Annotated in this window: 18 protein-coding genes; 11 read left to right on the top strand and 7 right to left on the bottom strand. The window is 44.3% G+C overall.

Annotated features, from left to right (window positions below; translation table 11 throughout):
- Positions 1 to 35 precede the first annotated feature (35 nt).
- Positions 36 to 1226 carry an NAD(P)/FAD-dependent oxidoreductase gene (locus tag MSED_RS02500; RefSeq protein WP_012020452.1) on the bottom strand — a complete coding sequence of 397 codons (1191 nt, stop codon included), beginning with the start codon at positions 1224 to 1226 and terminating at the stop codon, positions 36 to 38.
- Between the two features lie 365 nt (positions 1227 to 1591).
- On the opposite strand from MSED_RS02500, the gene MSED_RS02495 reads away from it, so the two are divergent.
- The gene (locus MSED_RS02495; RefSeq protein WP_225938886.1) at positions 1592 to 2341 is read left to right on the top strand and encodes a CBS domain-containing protein; all 750 of its coding nucleotides are present in this window, start codon (positions 1592 to 1594) and stop codon (positions 2339 to 2341) included.
- Positions 2342 to 2390: 49 nt separating this feature from the next.
- Here MSED_RS02495 and MSED_RS02490 read toward each other — a convergent pair whose 3' ends face one another.
- The 4 genes from MSED_RS02490 to MSED_RS02475 form a co-directional block, all read right to left on the bottom strand.
- Positions 2391 to 4148, bottom strand: coding sequence for a cbb3-type cytochrome c oxidase subunit I (locus tag MSED_RS02490; protein WP_012020450.1), 1758 nt, complete (start codon positions 4146 to 4148; stop codon positions 2391 to 2393).
- A gap of 309 nt (positions 4149 to 4457) precedes the next feature.
- The gene (locus tag MSED_RS02485) at positions 4458 to 6170 is read right to left on the bottom strand and encodes a cbb3-type cytochrome c oxidase subunit I (protein ID WP_012020449.1); all 1713 of its coding nucleotides are present in this window, start codon (positions 6168 to 6170) and stop codon (positions 4458 to 4460) included.
- Positions 6171 to 6454: 284 nt separating this feature from the next.
- Complete coding sequence (locus tag MSED_RS02480; protein ID WP_012020448.1) at positions 6455 to 6895, bottom strand: hypothetical protein; 441 nt, start codon at positions 6893 to 6895, stop codon at positions 6455 to 6457.
- A 30-nt stretch (positions 6896 to 6925) separates the two neighbouring features.
- Positions 6926 to 7087: a hypothetical protein gene (locus MSED_RS02475; protein ID WP_225938888.1), complete on the bottom strand. Its 162-nt coding sequence runs from the start codon at positions 7085 to 7087 to the stop codon at positions 6926 to 6928.
- Between the two features lie 382 nt (positions 7088 to 7469).
- Here MSED_RS02475 and MSED_RS02470 point away from each other — a divergent pair, with 382 nt between their 5' ends.
- The 10 genes from MSED_RS02470 (at position 7470) to MSED_RS02430 (ending at position 16096) form a co-directional block, all read left to right on the top strand.
- Positions 7470 to 7988: a hypothetical protein gene (locus MSED_RS02470; protein ID WP_012020446.1), complete on the top strand. Its 519-nt coding sequence runs from the start codon at positions 7470 to 7472 to the stop codon at positions 7986 to 7988.
- 451 nt (positions 7989 to 8439) lie between these two features.
- On the top strand, positions 8440 to 9051 hold the full coding sequence (locus MSED_RS02465) for a cupredoxin domain-containing protein (RefSeq protein WP_012020445.1): 612 nt from the start codon (positions 8440 to 8442) through the stop codon (positions 9049 to 9051).
- Positions 9052 to 9055: 4 nt separating this feature from the next.
- A complete protein-coding gene (locus MSED_RS02460) occupies positions 9056 to 9298 on the top strand; it encodes a hypothetical protein (RefSeq protein WP_012020444.1) in 243 nt (80 codons plus the stop codon).
- A 37-nt stretch (positions 9299 to 9335) separates the two neighbouring features.
- The gene (locus tag MSED_RS02455; RefSeq protein WP_012020443.1) at positions 9336 to 10982 is read left to right on the top strand and encodes a DOMON domain-containing protein; all 1647 of its coding nucleotides are present in this window, start codon (positions 9336 to 9338) and stop codon (positions 10980 to 10982) included.
- 37 nt (positions 10983 to 11019) lie between these two features.
- The gene (locus MSED_RS02450) at positions 11020 to 11928 is read left to right on the top strand and encodes a hypothetical protein (RefSeq protein WP_144418726.1); all 909 of its coding nucleotides are present in this window, start codon (positions 11020 to 11022) and stop codon (positions 11926 to 11928) included.
- Positions 11929 to 12333: 405 nt separating this feature from the next.
- Positions 12334 to 12531 carry a hypothetical protein gene (locus MSED_RS02445; protein WP_048060242.1) on the top strand — a complete coding sequence of 66 codons (198 nt, stop codon included), beginning with the start codon at positions 12334 to 12336 and terminating at the stop codon, positions 12529 to 12531.
- 9 nt (positions 12532 to 12540) lie between these two features.
- The gene (locus tag MSED_RS02440) at positions 12541 to 13149 is read left to right on the top strand and encodes a DUF1404 domain-containing protein (protein ID WP_012020440.1); all 609 of its coding nucleotides are present in this window, start codon (positions 12541 to 12543) and stop codon (positions 13147 to 13149) included.
- A 99-nt stretch (positions 13150 to 13248) separates the two neighbouring features.
- Complete coding sequence (locus MSED_RS12260; RefSeq protein ID WP_155464920.1) at positions 13249 to 13401, top strand: hypothetical protein; 153 nt, start codon at positions 13249 to 13251, stop codon at positions 13399 to 13401.
- 9 nt (positions 13402 to 13410) lie between these two features.
- Positions 13411 to 15282: a hypothetical protein gene (locus MSED_RS02435; protein ID WP_012020439.1), complete on the top strand. Its 1872-nt coding sequence runs from the start codon at positions 13411 to 13413 to the stop codon at positions 15280 to 15282.
- A gap of 37 nt (positions 15283 to 15319) precedes the next feature.
- Positions 15320 to 16096, top strand: a complete 777-nt coding sequence (locus MSED_RS02430) for a hypothetical protein (protein ID WP_012020438.1) — start codon at positions 15320 to 15322, stop codon at positions 16094 to 16096.
- Between the two features lie 103 nt (positions 16097 to 16199).
- Here the strand turns inward: MSED_RS02430 and MSED_RS02425 are convergent, their stop codons facing one another.
- Entirely contained in the window at positions 16200 to 16394 is a 195-nt protein-coding gene (locus MSED_RS02425) for a hypothetical protein (RefSeq protein WP_012020437.1), read from the bottom strand.
- A 5-nt stretch (positions 16395 to 16399) separates the two neighbouring features.
- A complete protein-coding gene (locus MSED_RS02420) occupies positions 16400 to 16663 on the bottom strand; it encodes a hypothetical protein (protein WP_012020436.1) in 264 nt (87 codons plus the stop codon).
- Between the last annotated feature and the right edge of the window lie 12 nt (positions 16664 to 16675).

Genomic DNA, 16675 nt, shown 5'->3' with positions numbered 1-16675 from the left:
GAGATAGAAGTTAACGTGGATTAAAAACTAGACCGTTAAGTCAGTTCAATATCCTCGTTGCCCAGTCTTTCCGGGCTTACTTCCCTCCTCTCCTTGATAATGGAGTTAAGAGCCTCCAGCTCCTCACCAGGTCTATTCACGGCAACGTACCCGTTCACTAGGCCTTCCTTGATATATATCACATTGAAAGATAGGTCCTCCATCTTCCCCCTTACCACGTATTCGTCATAACCCGTGGTCTCCCCGGCAGATTCAATGTGTAAGTCAAAGATATCTGACCACACGGTGGAGAGAAAGTCGTACTCTTCCTCCTTCCCCATCATGTTTCTAGCTGCGAGCCTTCCCGTGTACTCAGCGTTATTCCAATGTTCTATCCTCCTCCTCTTACCAGAGACGGGATCCTCAATGTTAGCAACGTCTCCTGAGGCGTAGACGTTGTCGAGACTCGCTCTCAGGTGCTTATCCACCAAAATCCCGTTGTTCACTGAAATACCACTCCTCTCAGCAAGTTCCACATTGGGCTGAATTCCCGTTGCAACTAGAACTAGGTCAGCCTCAATCTCACCGCCGCTACTGAGAGTAGCCTTCACCCTTCCCCTTTCCTCAAATGCGTTAACTGACTCGTTAAGGAGGAACTTCACTCCTCTCTTCTCGAAATATTCCTGGAAGAATCTAGAGACCCTCTCGTCTACGAAGGTACTCCAGATGTAGGGCTTAACCTCCACCATTTGTACCTGGATTCCAAGTTTTGTGAGGCTTGCTCCAACCTCCATTCCTATGAACCCAGCGCCAACAATGAGGGCTGATCTCGAGGTCTTAGCTTTCTCCCTGATTCTATCAGCGTCATCAAGAGTCCTAAGGTATTTCACCCTATCTCCCCCTGGTACATTGAGTTTTCTAGGCCTTCCTCCTGTTGCAATCAACACCTTTTCAAACTCAATTTCATCCCCGTTACTTAGCTGGGCCACGTTAGCCTTGATCCTTTCCACAGTTATACCCGTGCGGATCCTGTCCCTGTGGGTCTCGGGTAACTTGAAGAAGATCGACTCCCTATCAACTTCCCCTCTCATATACTCCTTGGAGAGAGGGGGTCTATCATAGGGAAGAGAACTATCGTTAGTTACCATAATCATGTCAACCTTTGGATCAGCGTTGATCAGTTCATCCAATGCGTGATAGCCTGATACCCCGCTCCCTATTATGAGGTAACGAGTGGAGGTTCTCATACAAATAAATTATTTATCGCAATTATAAAGATATGGAAAACACTTAAGGTGTTAGGGTTTCATTAACTTCATTGAGTGCGGCCTAGGTACCAGTAATGGTGCTATCATATATGTTTAAATTCCAAAATATCATAATATCAAAATATTTGAGATTTTAAATCTTTCGATCTAGATTGCTGGTTCGAACTACGAAATCAAATTCTCATCTTTACGTAATAATTAACTATATCATATCGGAATTCATCACATTGTGATTTTTATCTCTGGAATCATTTTAGCTCTTTTCTCATATTCTCGAACTCAATTTTAATCAGTAACCGTAATCTAGAGAAAAGCTTATGTCATTTAAATCATTAATATTAATCATGATAAAAGTTTCCGACGTAATGACTCCGGTGATCGTGTCAGTTACTCCCGAGTCAGATATGCGAGAGCTCATTGAGGTGTTGAGCAGGGATAAATCTGGTAGAGTTATAGTACTGAAGGACGGTAAACCCGAAGGCATAGTCACTACAAGGACTGTTGTAAATGCCTATGCTCAGTATGGAAGGAAGATAATGGAGTTAAGGGTCAAGGATCTAATGAGTGAGAAGTTAATCAAGGTTAACGTGGACGATAATGTCCAGGACGTTTTGAGAGTATTGATAGCTCATGACATTGGTGGCGTTCCAGTGATGGATGGAGATGTAATAGTAGGTATATTCACTGAAAGGGATTTAGTTAGGTTGATGGCTAAAAAAACGTATTCGGGGCTTGTGGACTCCATAATGTCACCTAACGTATTCACAGTGGACAAGGAGACGGACTCACTAGAGGCCTCTAAACTTATGAGCTTGCATAAGGTGAGAAGGTTGCCCATCATGGACGGGGATAAACTCGTGGGAATCGTTACCGCAGCAGATATTGTGAAATCCCTCTTGAGAAGTGTGGAACCACAAAACGTACTCGAAATTGGATCTAAAGACCCCATCACGGTGAAAAGGTTGGATACAATCATGAAAGCGGTTAGGATAATGGAGGAGAGGAGAATAGGTACGATCCCAGTTGTCGAGGAGAAACTAGTTGGGATAGTTACAGAGAGAGATCTATTATACTCGGCAATTAATAGTTTATGAGGAAGATGAGAGAGGGAAAAACAAAAAACATTTTTCTTTTTGCAAAATCTTAACTTTTTCCTGGATCCGTCAGTCCCTTACTAGGACTTCCCTTACTAACATCTAGCGAGTTGTTATCTAGCGCCTTTGCTCCAACAGGGGTACCATTGGAAATTCCCGAGTTCTCCTCTAGCCTTATCATACCGTCAGCGGGAAGAGCCACTGGCATTTCTTCCTCCTTATATCCTTCCCTTCTCATCGCATACCTTTCCATGGCAACCGTCTGAACTGCCCACATGGGTATGTCTGTCTTAGGCACTTTCTCGCCATATAGTAGAGTCAATATCAAGTTGTAGGCAAATATTATGGTCGCGAAGCCTGCTAGCCAACCACCGATTAGTAGGAGCTGGTAGTAAACCTCGTAGAAGCCGGCCCACGCTACTTCCCTTCTGATTAGCCCGAAGAATCCACCCTCACTTGAAGCTATGGCGAACAATCCCATACCTGCCTGCCATCCCCAGAAGTGCAACCATCCTAGCTTGGTGCTGTACCAGTTCTTGCCGAAGAGATCAGGTCCCACTACGTATAAGGCACCGAGCAAACCGCCTACGGAGTATATTGCTAGCATTATGTGGAAGTGACCGAATATCCATCCTGTGTTATGTATCGTTGGGTCCAGCGAAGGTGTTGGATTGGTGGGCTCAGCCTGTATTCCTCCGATTATGTTCCAGACGGCTGCGGCAAATATGAAGGCGAACCCTGGATCCCACTTCAACTTCCTGGGATCGCCTAGGGTGATGAAGAAGAGTAGCCAGAGGGCAGCGAAGGGAACGGCAATAAGTGCAGTGCTGGTCTGGGCGAATATATCCCTCAGGATCAGGGGCCACGGGTCGTCCACTATGTGGTGAACGTAGACGCTAGATCCCAACACGAAGAGGACTGGGATGAGCCATCTCGTAAACCTCACGCTATACATTGGTCTTCTCGCGTAGAGCGGAGTTATGGCAACTATGGCACCGGTTAATGCATATGGGGCGAAATACACTAGGGGATGGTCAGCGAACCAGAACAATCCCTTCCACACCTCAGCGTTGGGAATACCGAACAGGTATATGTTCAGGCCACCTATGGGTGAGAATAAGCTCCACATGTCAGCAATGAATACAGATATGTTAGCTAAGGCCATCATTATCATGTCCATGACAATGAACCCAATGGCAGTGGGGACCAGTCTACCTGGGACTCTTCCTTGAAAGGAAGTACCTAGCACGGAAGCCATTTCCATCCATTCGCCCACAACCATCATACCATAGCCTATGTACCAGGTGGGAGATGCCTTTAATGGGTTCAAGAACGTGAAGAGATACTGGTTCTCAACCCCGCCGAAGTTCATCATAAACAGCGCGATAATGCTTATCCAGAAACCTGCATTAGCTAGCTTTGGCCACTTTATGAGTCTGGATCCGTTCATAGCAGGTATCATGTAGAAAGATACCGCAAACACTACATTGAATACTGCACCGAAGATCATGTCCATGACGTGGTTGGTCATGGCCTGGAAGTAGTATGATGGGTCGAGGACTACCGGTACGCCTTCGCTACTGAGTCCAGCTTGCCCCCTAATGAATAGGGCAAACGCACCGCCTATGAATAGAAATACTAATCCAGCAAATATTAATTTTATAGCCATAGTTTTATAGTCTTCGGAATACAACACTTTCATGAAGATGTTTCTTCTGGCTTCTCTCTCTTGGACTTCTTGATATTGCCTTGCCCATTCTAGAAGTTTTTCTCTATCTTGCCTTCGAACTTCTTCTTTGGACGCCATTGATCTCCATTGTAAGAAAAAGAAGTATAAAAAGATTCATGTCGAAGTTTAATGTCATTAGTATACCGGCAAGTACACGTCACTCCATTAAAGTCAAAAGAGAAAATATTTTAGGCTACAAATATTTTACCATATATGAACTATAATGATCTAAGCTTAAAGGCCAAGGTGATAAATAACTCTGATCAATCACTACATAATGTCTAATAACAGTAATGTAAAGTAAAAGGATTGTAATTGTCCAATAGTAGAAGAAAGATATATTGAGAAAAAGAGTAATTTAGCTAAAAAGATTGCTTAAAAGCGTTCTTACTTTGCGTTTCCTATGGAATCGGGTGAGTTGTCCAATGAGAGCTTCTCAGGTTTCGTGTTGGTAGCCTTCGTTGAGGACAGACCTGTGCTAAGTCCACCAGATTCAGATACTTTCTCGAACCTTATCATACCGTCTGAGGGAAGTGCTAAAGGTAATTCCTCCTCGCTATATCCTTCCCTTCTCATCCCATATCTCTCTAGGGCAATAGAATATACAGCCCACAAGTCAATATCGGTCTTTGGTGTTTTTTGTCCATAGAGGAGAGTTAGTACTAGGTTGTAGGCAAATATTATGGTCGCGAAGCCTGCTAGCCAACCGGCTATCATGATGAGCTGGTAGTAAACCTCGTAGAAGCCGGCCCACGCTACTTCCCTTCTGATTAGCCCGAAGAATCCACCCTCACTCGAAACGGCTGAGAACAATCCCATACCCGCTTGCCATCCCCAGAAGTGCAACCATCCTAGTTTGGTGCTGTACCAGTTCTTTCCAAGTAAGTAGGGTCCTGCAATATATACTACACCCAGCACGCCACCCACAGAGTACAGAGTGAGCATTATGTGGAAGTGACCGAATATCCATCCTGTGTTATGTATCGTTGGGTCCAGCGAAGGTGTTGGATTGGTGGGCTCAGCCTGTATTCCTCCGATTATGTTCCAGACGGCTGCGGCAAATATGAAGGCGAACCCTGGATCCCACTTCAACTTCCTGGGATCGCCTAGGGTGATGAAGAAGAGTAGCCAGAGGGCAGCGAAGGGAACCGCCACCAAGGCAGTGCTGGTCTGGGCGAATATATCCCTCAGGATCAGGGGCCACGGGTCGTCCACTATGTGGTGAACGTAGACGCTAGATCCCAACACGAAGAGGACTGGGATGAGCCATCTCGTAAACCTCACGCTATACATTGGTCTTCTCGCGTAGAGCGGAGTTATGGCAACTATACATCCCGAGAGAGTATAGGGAACGAAATACACTAGGGGATGGTCAGCGAACCAGAACAATCCCTTCCACACCTCAGCGTTGGGAATACCGAACAGGTATATGTTCAGGCCACCTATGGGTGAGAATAAGCTCCACATGTCAGCAATAAACACGGGAATATTTGCCAAGGCCATCATTATCATGTCCATGACAATGAACCCAATGGGAGTAGGTACTAGCTTACCCTGTACTCTGCCCTCGAAGCTAGTACCAATTACCGAGGCCATCTCCAACCATTCTGCAACAACCATGGTTCCATATCCTATGTACCACGTGACTGATGCCTGCAGTGGATTAAGGAAAGTGAACAGATACTGGTTCTGTATTCCTCCCAAGTTCATCATAAAGAGGGCGAAATTGTTTAGCCAGAACCCGAAGTTCGCTACCTTGGGCCATTTCACCAACCTAGAGCCGTTCAGGGCAGGGATCATGTAGAATGCCAGCGAGAACACTGCCGTGAAGGCCGCACCGAACACCATGTCCATGACGTGGTTAGTCATGGCCTGGAAGTAGTATGATGGGTCGAGGACTACCGGTACGCCTTCGCTACTGAGCCCCGCTTGTCCCCTGAGGAATAGCGCGAACGCACCGCCTATGAACAGCCACGCAACTGCCGCTAACAGTAGCTTTATACTCAAGGTCTTGTAGTCCTCGGTGTAAAGGACCTTGACCAACAGGGATCTTTTTGCCTCTCTTTCTTGGACTTGCTGATACTTTCTACTCCATTCCATCAGTTTCTCCTGTTCGAGTCTCCTTATTTCCTCTCGAGTAGCCATTTCTATCAAGATCAACTTGAAGGAGAATTCTTTAAATCACAACGAATTTTTTGAAACTCGAAGGACTCATGGAGATCAGGAAAGATCAAGTTTATCGTTTACAAAGGGGTCATAAAATTTCACAAAAACTATTAAAAATATAGTACATGTTATCCGATTACTGGCTTTTATTCTATGGATAGTTTTGATCTGGAGAAGAACGTTGATTTTTGAATACTCTACACTACTAAAAAACCTTCTCACGTCGAGACGTTAGATGAAACAGTGAAGGAAAATTGATTCCCATCAGTTAGGACTGTGTTATATTGACCAGGGGACAAGTTAATCGGGATAATGAGAGTGTCATAGCCAACGTATATCTCATAGACGGGAGCGTAGGCGCTCACAATGGAACCGTTTGAAAGGGGCACGGACTCGAGGTAATAATAAACTGAAGGTGTTGTGGAGAATGAAGAGTTCGAGATGGATGATATCCTCACAACAGTGTTGTTATCCTCGTTATCAATTACTAACTTTAAGCCCTTGACAGTCTCATAGGAAATGCTCCCGTGAGAGTACACAGGAATCGTGTAAACTCCGTATGAGACGTTGTAGCTTGGAATAAACTCAGAATTGGGTATAAGACTTTGAAAGATAAAATAGCCTGTTAAGCCTATCAGTATAACGACCGAGGTAATCACAAAAAAACTCCTTAACTTCACCATCTCATCTCAATCTTGCATATATGCACCGGCCATTATAAGTGCTAGCCCAACAACTGCTATGGCTAGACCTGCTAAGTCAGTGCCAGTAACAGAGAATGCGAAGGAAGCTGGATTGGGCTTTAACAGGGTGTAGCTATATAGCGTTAACATGATTATTGAAATGGCCACTAAAAAGCCCCCAGGAATTATTAGACCCCAGACTTTCATGTTCATTTTATACTCACGTATAACTTTCGAATCTAACAAAAATAAAAACCTTTCCTTATTTTCCTCGATAAGTGATATTTAGACTACATTATCTCATAACATTCAGCACTCTAATATAGATAACATAAATTTAGACATCTGTTCAACATATTTTACGAAATCATGATCCCGTGAAATCGCCATTCCAGGTCCTTATTACCTTAAAGAACTATTCGTATCAGCAAAGGCACAGGACCTCTTGAATTTAAGGTGGTCATATCATTATGTCGGAGATAATTCCGTTATTTGATGAAAATAAAGCTTATTAATATCAAATCAATGATTACATTAAAAAGGATCTTCCATGTGTCATTACAGGATCCTGAAGGTCAATAGGCCCATAAAAAAGTCAGGCAGGATTCTTCTCTTGAAGGAGCATATCTTTGACATGATAATGAACGAACCCTATTTCTCCGTGCTTATCTCCGATGATAGGAAGGAGTCTGGAGTCAGCAAGAGCTATTATTACTCGCTGTTAAAGGATTTAAGAAAGTTAAAACTCATGGAAGATAATGCGCTTGCATTTAAGGTTATTTTATCTTATAGATATGAAGCTAACTGTATAAAGCTTATTCCAGACAAGATAGTGTTTGTGTCTAACGGTAAGATAGAGGTGACCATGAAGCTGGACGAGAGGGCTAACTGCCTTTCTTGTTCATTAATGGCCGAGTGTGTATACGGGCTCAAGTTGTTAAGGAACGAAATCAAGGTCAAGGTTCCTTCGTCCGTTACCGATCCACACTCTAGATGGATTAACACGATCCTAGGAATAATAGAGGACATAAAGAAGGCAGAACGTGACGCAGAGATCATTATAGGATAGTTTCTGCTCCTCCAACATTAAGGAATTTACTTCAATCAATCTAGATTTATTATGAGTACGAAGTGATACGTTGTACTTAAAACCATTTAACCATAAACACTTTTACAACATTAGTGAAAACATAATGAACAATCAGTGAAAACAGTCTCTTTCAAACTAAGCTAGTTTATCCCTAAATTAAAAAAACTTACTATGATTACCCATTCAATAGCTATACTAAAAAATCTTTAAACCCTGTTAATGTACAGTATGATGTAAAAGTTTTTTGTATTTTATAAAATTAGTAAATATATCTATCAAAGTGAAACTGGGGTGTGTTAATAGCTGGACGGTGTGTTAATCCCGGCAATGTTCTGTAATTATTATTTTAGAAATACACGAAAATGGTATCTTACTAAAGAAACAAAAGGTTTTTAAGTAGGTTTATTGGGGTTGTTATAAAGGTGAAAAGGTGAAACGTGGTACTGTAATAGCTCTATTCTTCGTATTATGTATTGTAGCTATCATATCTCTGGAAACGCAGTACAGCACTTATGATTACCTAGGGTTCAATCCTAACTTTGTCTCTGATCACATTCCTTCCGGTGAAGGCGTCGTACACGCAGAATTCACTAATGCCATCGGCTCCTATAAGGGTCCGTATGTCATTATTTACGTTACAGGACAGCAATGGCACTGGGACTTCTACCCTCACGACAAGGTTTACACCAACTTCACAGTGGTGCCCGTGGGTGAGCCAGTGGTGTTTGTAATACATAGTGTAGATGTGTTTCACGAATTCTTCATTCAGGCTGCAACATCTAACTTCACTATCCCATTGAGCGTAGGTGCAGAGGCAGTGCCCGGCTACTACTCATATCTGGTGTATGTGTTCCCGCAACCAGGGCTATATCATGTTGCCTGTGCCGAGTATTGCGGTACTGCTGCCACTGGCCTAGGCCATTCGTGGCTGGTCGGGACAATACTGGCCACCTCCAACGCGACGCTAGCCTCTCAGATAACTGGTGGTGTAATGCCACAGGGAACATGGGACCCATACGTGAATTCCTCATCCACGGGGTGAGAAGATGGCCAACAGTAATTCCTTCCTATACCTTGGAATCATCCTAGCAATAATTGGACTCATAGTGCTGGTAGCAGGAACTACGACTGTCACCTACCCTGTGGAATACTTCGACGTTAATGGAATGAACCTCACGAGTGGGACTACAGCCAACTACTTCATAAACTTCTTCGGTCTTGCCATCTTTCTATTTGGGATAGGTTCCCTACTATCTCACGCGGAATTAAGGAGGAGATCAAGGAAATGATATTTTCACAGTTAATGGTTTATGAGGTGAGAGTGTAATGGCAAATGGAAACAATGTAAAAACTCTTCTCATATTAGGTTTCGTTTTTATGTTGGTTTTAGTTGGTGTAGCTTATGGTGCAGATGTTCTATTGAATGCTGCGTCTAACGCTGCCAACACTGTAACAGCGTACTATATACCCAATGCCCAGATAAATGAAGGAAACCCTGGATCAGAGTCGTTCTGGCAGCAAATACCCTTCAGCTCGGTTCCATTGGAGCCAACAGTTCCAGTTCCTGATGGAATATCAGGGCATACGACGATCGTGTATGTTAAGGCTGCCTGGACATATGTGCAGGGAGTACCCTACATCTTCATCTTAATGAAGGCTCCAGTGGTTGGACAGGAGTCTTGGTTAGCTTGCCCTGAAACGACACCTACAGGTCAAATATGGGAACCATTCGCGCATCCCATTCCAAAGGGCTGGTGGGTTGTGAATGTGTCCTACAGCTCGAGTAACCAGGGTGTGGCTTCGGTCTATACTCTTCCCACATCGGAGCAACTAGGTTATCCACCAGGTCAAGCACTCACAAATCCAATAACGATATATGTGTATAACCAAAGTGGAAAGCTTTATGGCCAGATAGTAGGTGCCATAGATCCTCAAGGCAATCCTCTCAACAACGGAAATCCAATAAACGTAACCTCCATCAACCTGAACTACAATGGGACTCCAGTGACGTCATTGAGCCAGTTCCTTGCCATGGGACTTAACGGGACCACATGGGCACAGGATACCTATAACCTGTTTTATCCAGAGGACACTGCTGGGTATGTATCCCTATTCTACAACAGTACATACATGTATCCGGAGAGGTTAGCCATTCTGTGGTTACTAGGTGGAGTTCCCAATTCCTGGACACAGGTAGCTTACACACCTCACATGATGCCAGGAACCTCTGGAGCCCTATCTGCCGGTCAAGCTGAGCTTTGGATTTTGAACAGCAACCCGAGGGCAAACAATACACAGGACGCTGGTTATCCAGGTCCCACCTTATTCAGCAGAACCTCCCCACCACCTTACACCCACTATCCTCAGTACAAGGACCCGCTTAACCTAGGATATCTGCCAAATCAAGGACTAATAGCTGATGCCTTCGTGAACGGTTCATCGATCTACTACATAGGTGGCGCCTATCAGGTTTCTTTCCCCTCGCTTGACAACCCCCACGTCAATCCCTTCGAGGCCATGAATGGTATGGTCAATGGGTCGCAGTTATGGGATCCCTCAGTAGTAGCTACAGGTTTCCAGTTCGTTAACACCCCAACAGGCCCCTACATGATCGCGGAGTTTGCCAGGACCTTCTCCACTGTGGGAGTATCTGGAGGACAGGGTGAGTCCCACTATCAGATTCAGCTACAACCAGGGCAGACCTATCACGTGGCGTTCGCTGTCTTCCAGGGTGGTTCAGGAGAGTCTGTGGACTTCAAGTCCATATCCTTCTGGTGGAACCTCTACATCCAGCCAGCTAACTCCAGTTCCACAGGATTCCTACCACTTATATTGTTGGGTAACGCCTTTGCAGCTCCGGCCATTGCCTTCTTCCTGATGAATTACAGGACTCTTCCAACCCAAGTGATAAGGCTAAATACAATAATCAAACTATTAAGGCAGATAGGAAATGAACCGCGAAACAGGAGTTAATTTAACTCTTTTTTCCTTTATTTACGTTTTAGCCCTTATGTTCGAGCTAATGTTTAATAGGGAGTTTCTAGCTGGGGTCATTCCCATTGGTATGGCGGTAAATACGCCAATCGTGGAAAGGGTATTTTCAGTCATGTTCGTAATAGGGGAGATAGCCTTTGGCTTGGTCCTCATCATCCAGCCAATACTTATTGGTATGGCGGGTTATTACTCGAGAATTGATACGAAGGGAAAGGCCCTAATTTGGGCAAGCCTCTATCTCTCCTTGCTTTTAGATGCAGTTCATCTTTATTTAGGTTATGACAATACTTCGTTCAATCCGCCAGTTTTGTACTCTCTGGTCTACGTTTTCGTGCTCATTTCTACTGTTATTGTGGTGACAGTATATCTTAAGGAGTGGATCCTGTTGTTTGCTTTCATACCAGATCTGGTAGCTTACCTTGTATTAGTGGGGAACTGGCTCATTGAGTTAAGTAATAGTTCTGCTTACGGCGCAATTACGTCATTTGCGGGTGAGATCATGGCCTATACTGTTATTGTTTCTGGCTCCATATTCATAGCATATGCAATCAAGCGAGGTATTTCGAAGAAATATTTGGCACCTATAGCGGTTTTGGCTATCGTAGTGGGTGCACTGGTGTATATGAACGCGATTCCTGGGCTCGGAATTATGATAGGAGTTGTATTTCCCTACGTCCTAGGCATCCTAGGAGTAAGGGATTGGATGCCTCCCATAATATTCGCTGTAGCGATACTGGGGCTAGGTTCAGCCTTTCTCCTTTATAAGAAAGATCCTGCCGTCTCCTTAGCCTCTCTAGCGTTGTTCTTTGGGGCTCTAGTATTTGATACGGTGGATACGACTGTTTACCTTCTGATACCTGTAGCTGCGATCTCCATACTGGCTCTTTTACATGGACGCAAGGTTCCTCAAAGGACCGAAGGGTAATGTGACTCTTTGTTTCAATCCAAATTCCTTCCCCTTTTAGACAATTTCGGTTACATCGTAATTCAAACGATTCCTGCGGAGAGATAATAAACAGATATGAACTTGTATAGCGCATTCCTAAAATACTAGAAAATACTAGATTCATGAAGGTTAAGGGAAATACAAGGGCTGGAGCAACAAAGTCCATATATATGATTTAGTTTTCACTTTATCACATTACGTCAGTTTGATTTGATATTCAATTAATTCCTTAACTAATACCATGCAACGCAAACTATCCCCAATCTGGACTATTCTCTGGTTGTTCCTCAACTAACTTGTAACAATTCTCTGAAAAATCGCGAAGTCGAATCCTCTAGTCATAAACATTTATAAAGTAGAATAATAAAGTAAAACATGATAAGTATGGCTGGAGTTAAATTTGCTAGAAGGGTATTAGGCTCTGTTATAGCAGCTATAGGTGTAGCTGCCTGGATATCAGATTTGTTCCTAGTCCAAACTTTACCATACAGCCAGTATGCCAATGATGCATTTGTAGCCATAGTTCCGCTTTCTGGTGCAGTATTGGTCGCTGGAGGCGTGATTCTAGGACTATGGAACTAGGGGGTGAACGTGACGCCTAGGGCAAGCGACTCATATCTTTTTCTAGGATTGGCCCTTGCGGTGGCCAGCGTAAATCCTTTCTCGTTGCAGATTTCTGCGTCTCAGGAAGTTGCGAAGTTCTCCTTTGATATGATGCTAGTTTGGGGTGCAGGGCTCATAGGGATATGGCTAGCGAGATTCATGTACGCCAAGGGAGGCAGGACTTTCTCTTCCTTCCTTGACTTTAACTACAAAACAAGGGGACTAATTCTCTCCTGGTTAATCGGGGGCGCGCTTCTGACTTTTTGGTATATCCCAGGTCCATTTGAGGCCAGCGTGATAAACCCTAGTGCTAGAGCTCTTCAGTTGATCTCCTTTACGGTCGCTGGACTTATATCAGGTATAGGTTGGGATGCTATGACCAGGGTGTGGAAGAGTATTACAATTTTCGCGGTCTTTAGCATGATGGCTACCATGGCGGAGATCTTCCTCGAGATGGGTTCATACTATGCCATAGACGTGTATAAGCCGTATTCAGTCTCACAACTAGTGGAAACGTCCTATTTCCTATTTGCCATGGCCTTTGTACCGTCAACATATTACATGGTGAAGATACTCAAAGACCTGGATATATTCTGAACAAGTTTTTGTTTAGTTCCAGAATATTTTAGAAGCTTTAATATCAAACATCCTAGAAAGGCTTTTATATCATTTCTAAGTATTCTATCTTGATAAATAATGGCGCTTTTAGAGACTCAGCTAAACCTCTACCAGGTTAACTATTTCCTAATGTCAGTAGTGTTTCCAATTTGGTACTACATAATACTATGGAAGGCTGATAAGGATCCCCAGGTTGACCTAGACCAGATAGCTAAGCAAGAGTCGTCATGAGGGGGTCCTTTGGAGTCAATAAAGTTAACCGATATTTTTAACGTAAGAAGGAACAAAATTGTTTTTTTCACTACTTTTGTCCTTTATTTTCTCTTCTATCAGTACGTGGATAGGATCCTTCTCGTGAGTAATGTACTTCTTCCCCAAGGAGTTAACGTAATAGTCACCACTTCAACACCTGTTCCTCCCTCACAGATGCCCTATCCCCTATGGGGTCCGTTCCTCGCAATTACTACAAGGTACTTTGATTGGGCCATGACACCTCTATCCTTGGGAATATCCTTCATTCTCTCCTTCCTTGTTGCACTGAACGTCACGCTTTACGTGGCTCTCTTCTCGCTCATGAGGACTAGGACTACGCATAAGCTTGCTGTATCCCTAGGTCTCCTTGCGACCTCGCTTTCCTGCTCCTGTGAGCTCTTCACTGCGTTGATCGGGGCTACGGTCTCCAATATTCCCTTTCTAGTCTCGATTGCATTCATGGACACCTTAGGTGAACTTCTAACCATAGTTGCCGGCGTGATACTAACGATTTCCTCGTTGGTGATTGCCTCTGAAATTACCGGATCCAATCCCTTTGCCTGGATGAAGTGGAATCACGGAGTTGTGCCAGCCCTTGTGTTCACTGGAGCTATGTTCTTGATACCGAGCTCAGAGACTTTCTTCCTTGTTAGAATTATCGATGGACTCTTGGCGGGTGGGATATGGGGGTACATCCTTTCAAGGAAGCTGACTGAAAGGATTAACTTGTCCCAGGGTGTACGGAAAACATTGTTCCTGGCTTCAGTGGTCCTGGTTAGTATACAATTTCTTCTCTTTCCCCTTATGCCCATATGGTCCTTTTCCGCGGTTTCGTTGCTGGCCGGTTTGCTGGGATCACTTGGATATACATCCCTTAAGCCATGGGTGAGACTGGGTCTACTGCACGTTATTGGTTGGTCACTTATCATGCCTGGTCCTATCTCTCTCATTTTAGGATCCCCCATCCCCTTTTACAACATCACGGGGGGACAGGCCATTCTCCTTTGGATAACTGCGTGGATATTTGGAACCCCCATAGCCTGGTTGGCAGGGATACAGTATCTCCAGTACATCAGGGATAAAATGAGTCAGTACTCCCTAACTCCTTCCCAATTGAGAATACCTCAGAGGTCTAGAACCGATGGATTAACCTGGATAGCCCTAGGAGGGGTTGCAGTCTTCTCTCAGATCGTCTTCTTCATGACACACTCGGCCTACTTCCTTGATTACAACGGCTACGATCTAGTCTTCCTGGAGACCATGACCCTTTCAGCAACAGGATTAATGATCGCGGGCCTAGTTCTCATGGGTTACGGAGGTTACCTGATGATCAAGTCGAGGTATACCATACCTAAGATCAACAGGAAGTACTTTGTGATAGCCAGCGTAGCCTACGCGATAGTGGAGATGCTTGTCACCAAAATGATGATAATAGCGCCTACAGGTTATCCCTACCCTCCCGTACTACTTCTAACGTATGGGGAGCCCATGTATGCCCCAGCGGTCACAATTTACGTACCTGGGATCATAGGATTCTACCTTTATCCGGCCTCAGTCCTGGCCCTCATAGCTTCCTCTGTTTTGTCAGGTGCGATATGGGCACTGGTGTTTCAGACTAGGAGGAGAAACCTAGGTTCGCTGACAGCCTTCAGCGTCCTCACCGCATGTCCCTCATGTGGACTCTCCGCTGTGGGATATGCGGTCACCTCGGTAGTGACGGCCTCAAGTGCGCTCATGACCTTCTATGGCGATCTGGGTTTTACCCTGGCCTCTGTGGGAATATTGGTGGGGCTACTAGTTTACGTTATTAAGAGCACGACCACCTGTAGGGTAGATGTCACTAAGATAAGGCAGTCTTAAGTCCTATACTTTTTTACCCTTTAGGTAATCTTTATTTATGGGAAATGTTAGTCTGGTTCTTTTGATAGGGATTGCCTCCCTCATGGTAGCGATAATAGTGGCACTTCTTTACTACGTTTTCAAGGTGACAACCAAGATAGGGACCTTCTTCCTTTATTTCGCCTTTTTCATGATGGCATTCATGTTGGTAGGCGCATCCATTTATCTCTTCAATCCCACAGAGACGAATCTTGGAATAGCTGTCGGGGTAAACATGGCGTCCATGATACTCCTCCTGGGATATTTCTTTGCAGTCGCTGAGAGGCTTACTGAGAGGATTGAGTTCAAGTGGTATCATTACTACTCCCTTTCAGGGCTTGTGGTAGTCAATGAGGCGCTCATGGGGCTCACCTTTGGTCTGGCGCAATTTGGGGTGAAGAGTTTCTCCTCCCTGGTTTCGGCCGTTGACAACTCCTTGAATAGCTACTGGTTCTTTTACCCCATGATGGCCGAGATGCTCTCGCTTTATCTTATCTTGCTTAGTAGGGGGAGAAACAACCTGAGCCTCTTCCCGCTAATAGGTATCTCCACTTTTCCGCCTGTAATCTTTCAAAACTTGCTGATCTGGAGATACTTCTCCCTTATTGCCTCCCTAGGATTTTCGGTGGTAGGAATAACGTTCAAGGGATATTGGAGATATATTTACGTGGTGTTGGCCTTGGGGTCTCTCCTTAGCATAATCACTCCTTGGTTGTTTGACTTAGGTATACTCGCAGGCATGCTTGAGTACTATGCCACCTCCTTCAGGGTTGAAAGAATTCCGAGGTCTAGCTGATTGAAAAATTATATGGACGAGATTTTGACTTTCTAAATCTAACTTGCCAAAGGTAGGCCACAGCTTCTTTGCCCTAACCGGTCCCGCTCACAAGTTCAAGGAACTAGTAGTCAAAGTACTTCTGAATATCCTTTATTACGAAGAACAGTAGAACAGCGCAAACCACAAGGTCCAACGCCAAGATTCCCATGAACAAAACAGAGCTCTTAACGAATATTATATCAAGGAAAAGTACTATTGCGAAGAGAAGTCCTATCTGAACCAAGTTTACTAGTGATCTCATCCCCTCCGTCGGCATCTTCTTCACCTTCTGAATATCTTACGTGAGAATAAAACCACGAGGAATGGAACCATTTCCACCATTATGATGTAAGCTGGAGGATACACCACTGTCCCCTCCAAGAAACCAAGAATACCGAGATATAGAATTATCATGAATATAAGTTTTATCTCAATACTTGATAAATAGAAGAGATCTAGCCAACTCACGAAATCCTGCCATCCAATACCCAGGACTATCAGCGTAAATATCCCTGACATTCCAACGGAGTAAACCCAGAGTCCCACAATGGAAAATAT

The sequence above is a fragment of the Metallosphaera sedula DSM 5348 genome (assembly GCF_000016605.1).
GTDB lineage: Archaea > Thermoproteota > Thermoprotei_A > Sulfolobales > Sulfolobaceae > Metallosphaera > Metallosphaera sedula.
The sequence above is the reverse complement of the archived record's forward strand: the minus strand, read 5'-3'. Positions and strand labels throughout refer to the sequence as shown.

Coding starts and splice junctions, on each gene's coding strand:
- MSED_RS12260 (WP_155464920.1), top strand. CDS start 13,249: ATGGCGCTTTTAGAGACTCAGCTAAACCTCTACCAGGTTAACTATTTC.
- MSED_RS02450 (WP_144418726.1), top strand. CDS start 11,020: ATGTTCGAGCTAATGTTTAATAGGGAGTTTCTAGCTGGGGTCATTCCC.
- MSED_RS02490 (WP_012020450.1), bottom strand. CDS start 4,148: ATGGCGTCCAAAGAAGAAGTTCGAAGGCAAGATAGAGAAAAACTTCTA.
- MSED_RS02445 (WP_048060242.1), top strand. CDS start 12,334: ATGGCTGGAGTTAAATTTGCTAGAAGGGTATTAGGCTCTGTTATAGCA.
- MSED_RS02455 (WP_012020443.1), top strand. CDS start 9,336: ATGGCAAATGGAAACAATGTAAAAACTCTTCTCATATTAGGTTTCGTT.
- MSED_RS02470 (WP_012020446.1), top strand. CDS start 7,470: ATGTGTCATTACAGGATCCTGAAGGTCAATAGGCCCATAAAAAAGTCA.
- MSED_RS02485 (WP_012020449.1), bottom strand. CDS start 6,170: ATGGAATGGAGTAGAAAGTATCAGCAAGTCCAAGAAAGAGAGGCAAAA.
- MSED_RS02430 (WP_012020438.1), top strand. CDS start 15,320: ATGGGAAATGTTAGTCTGGTTCTTTTGATAGGGATTGCCTCCCTCATG.
- MSED_RS02460 (WP_012020444.1), top strand. CDS start 9,056: ATGGCCAACAGTAATTCCTTCCTATACCTTGGAATCATCCTAGCAATA.
- MSED_RS02425 (WP_012020437.1), bottom strand. CDS start 16,394: ATGCCGACGGAGGGGATGAGATCACTAGTAAACTTGGTTCAGATAGGA.
- MSED_RS02500 (WP_012020452.1), bottom strand. CDS start 1,226: ATGAGAACCTCCACTCGTTACCTCATAATAGGGAGCGGGGTATCAGGC.
- MSED_RS02495 (WP_225938886.1), top strand. CDS start 1,592: ATGATAAAAGTTTCCGACGTAATGACTCCGGTGATCGTGTCAGTTACT.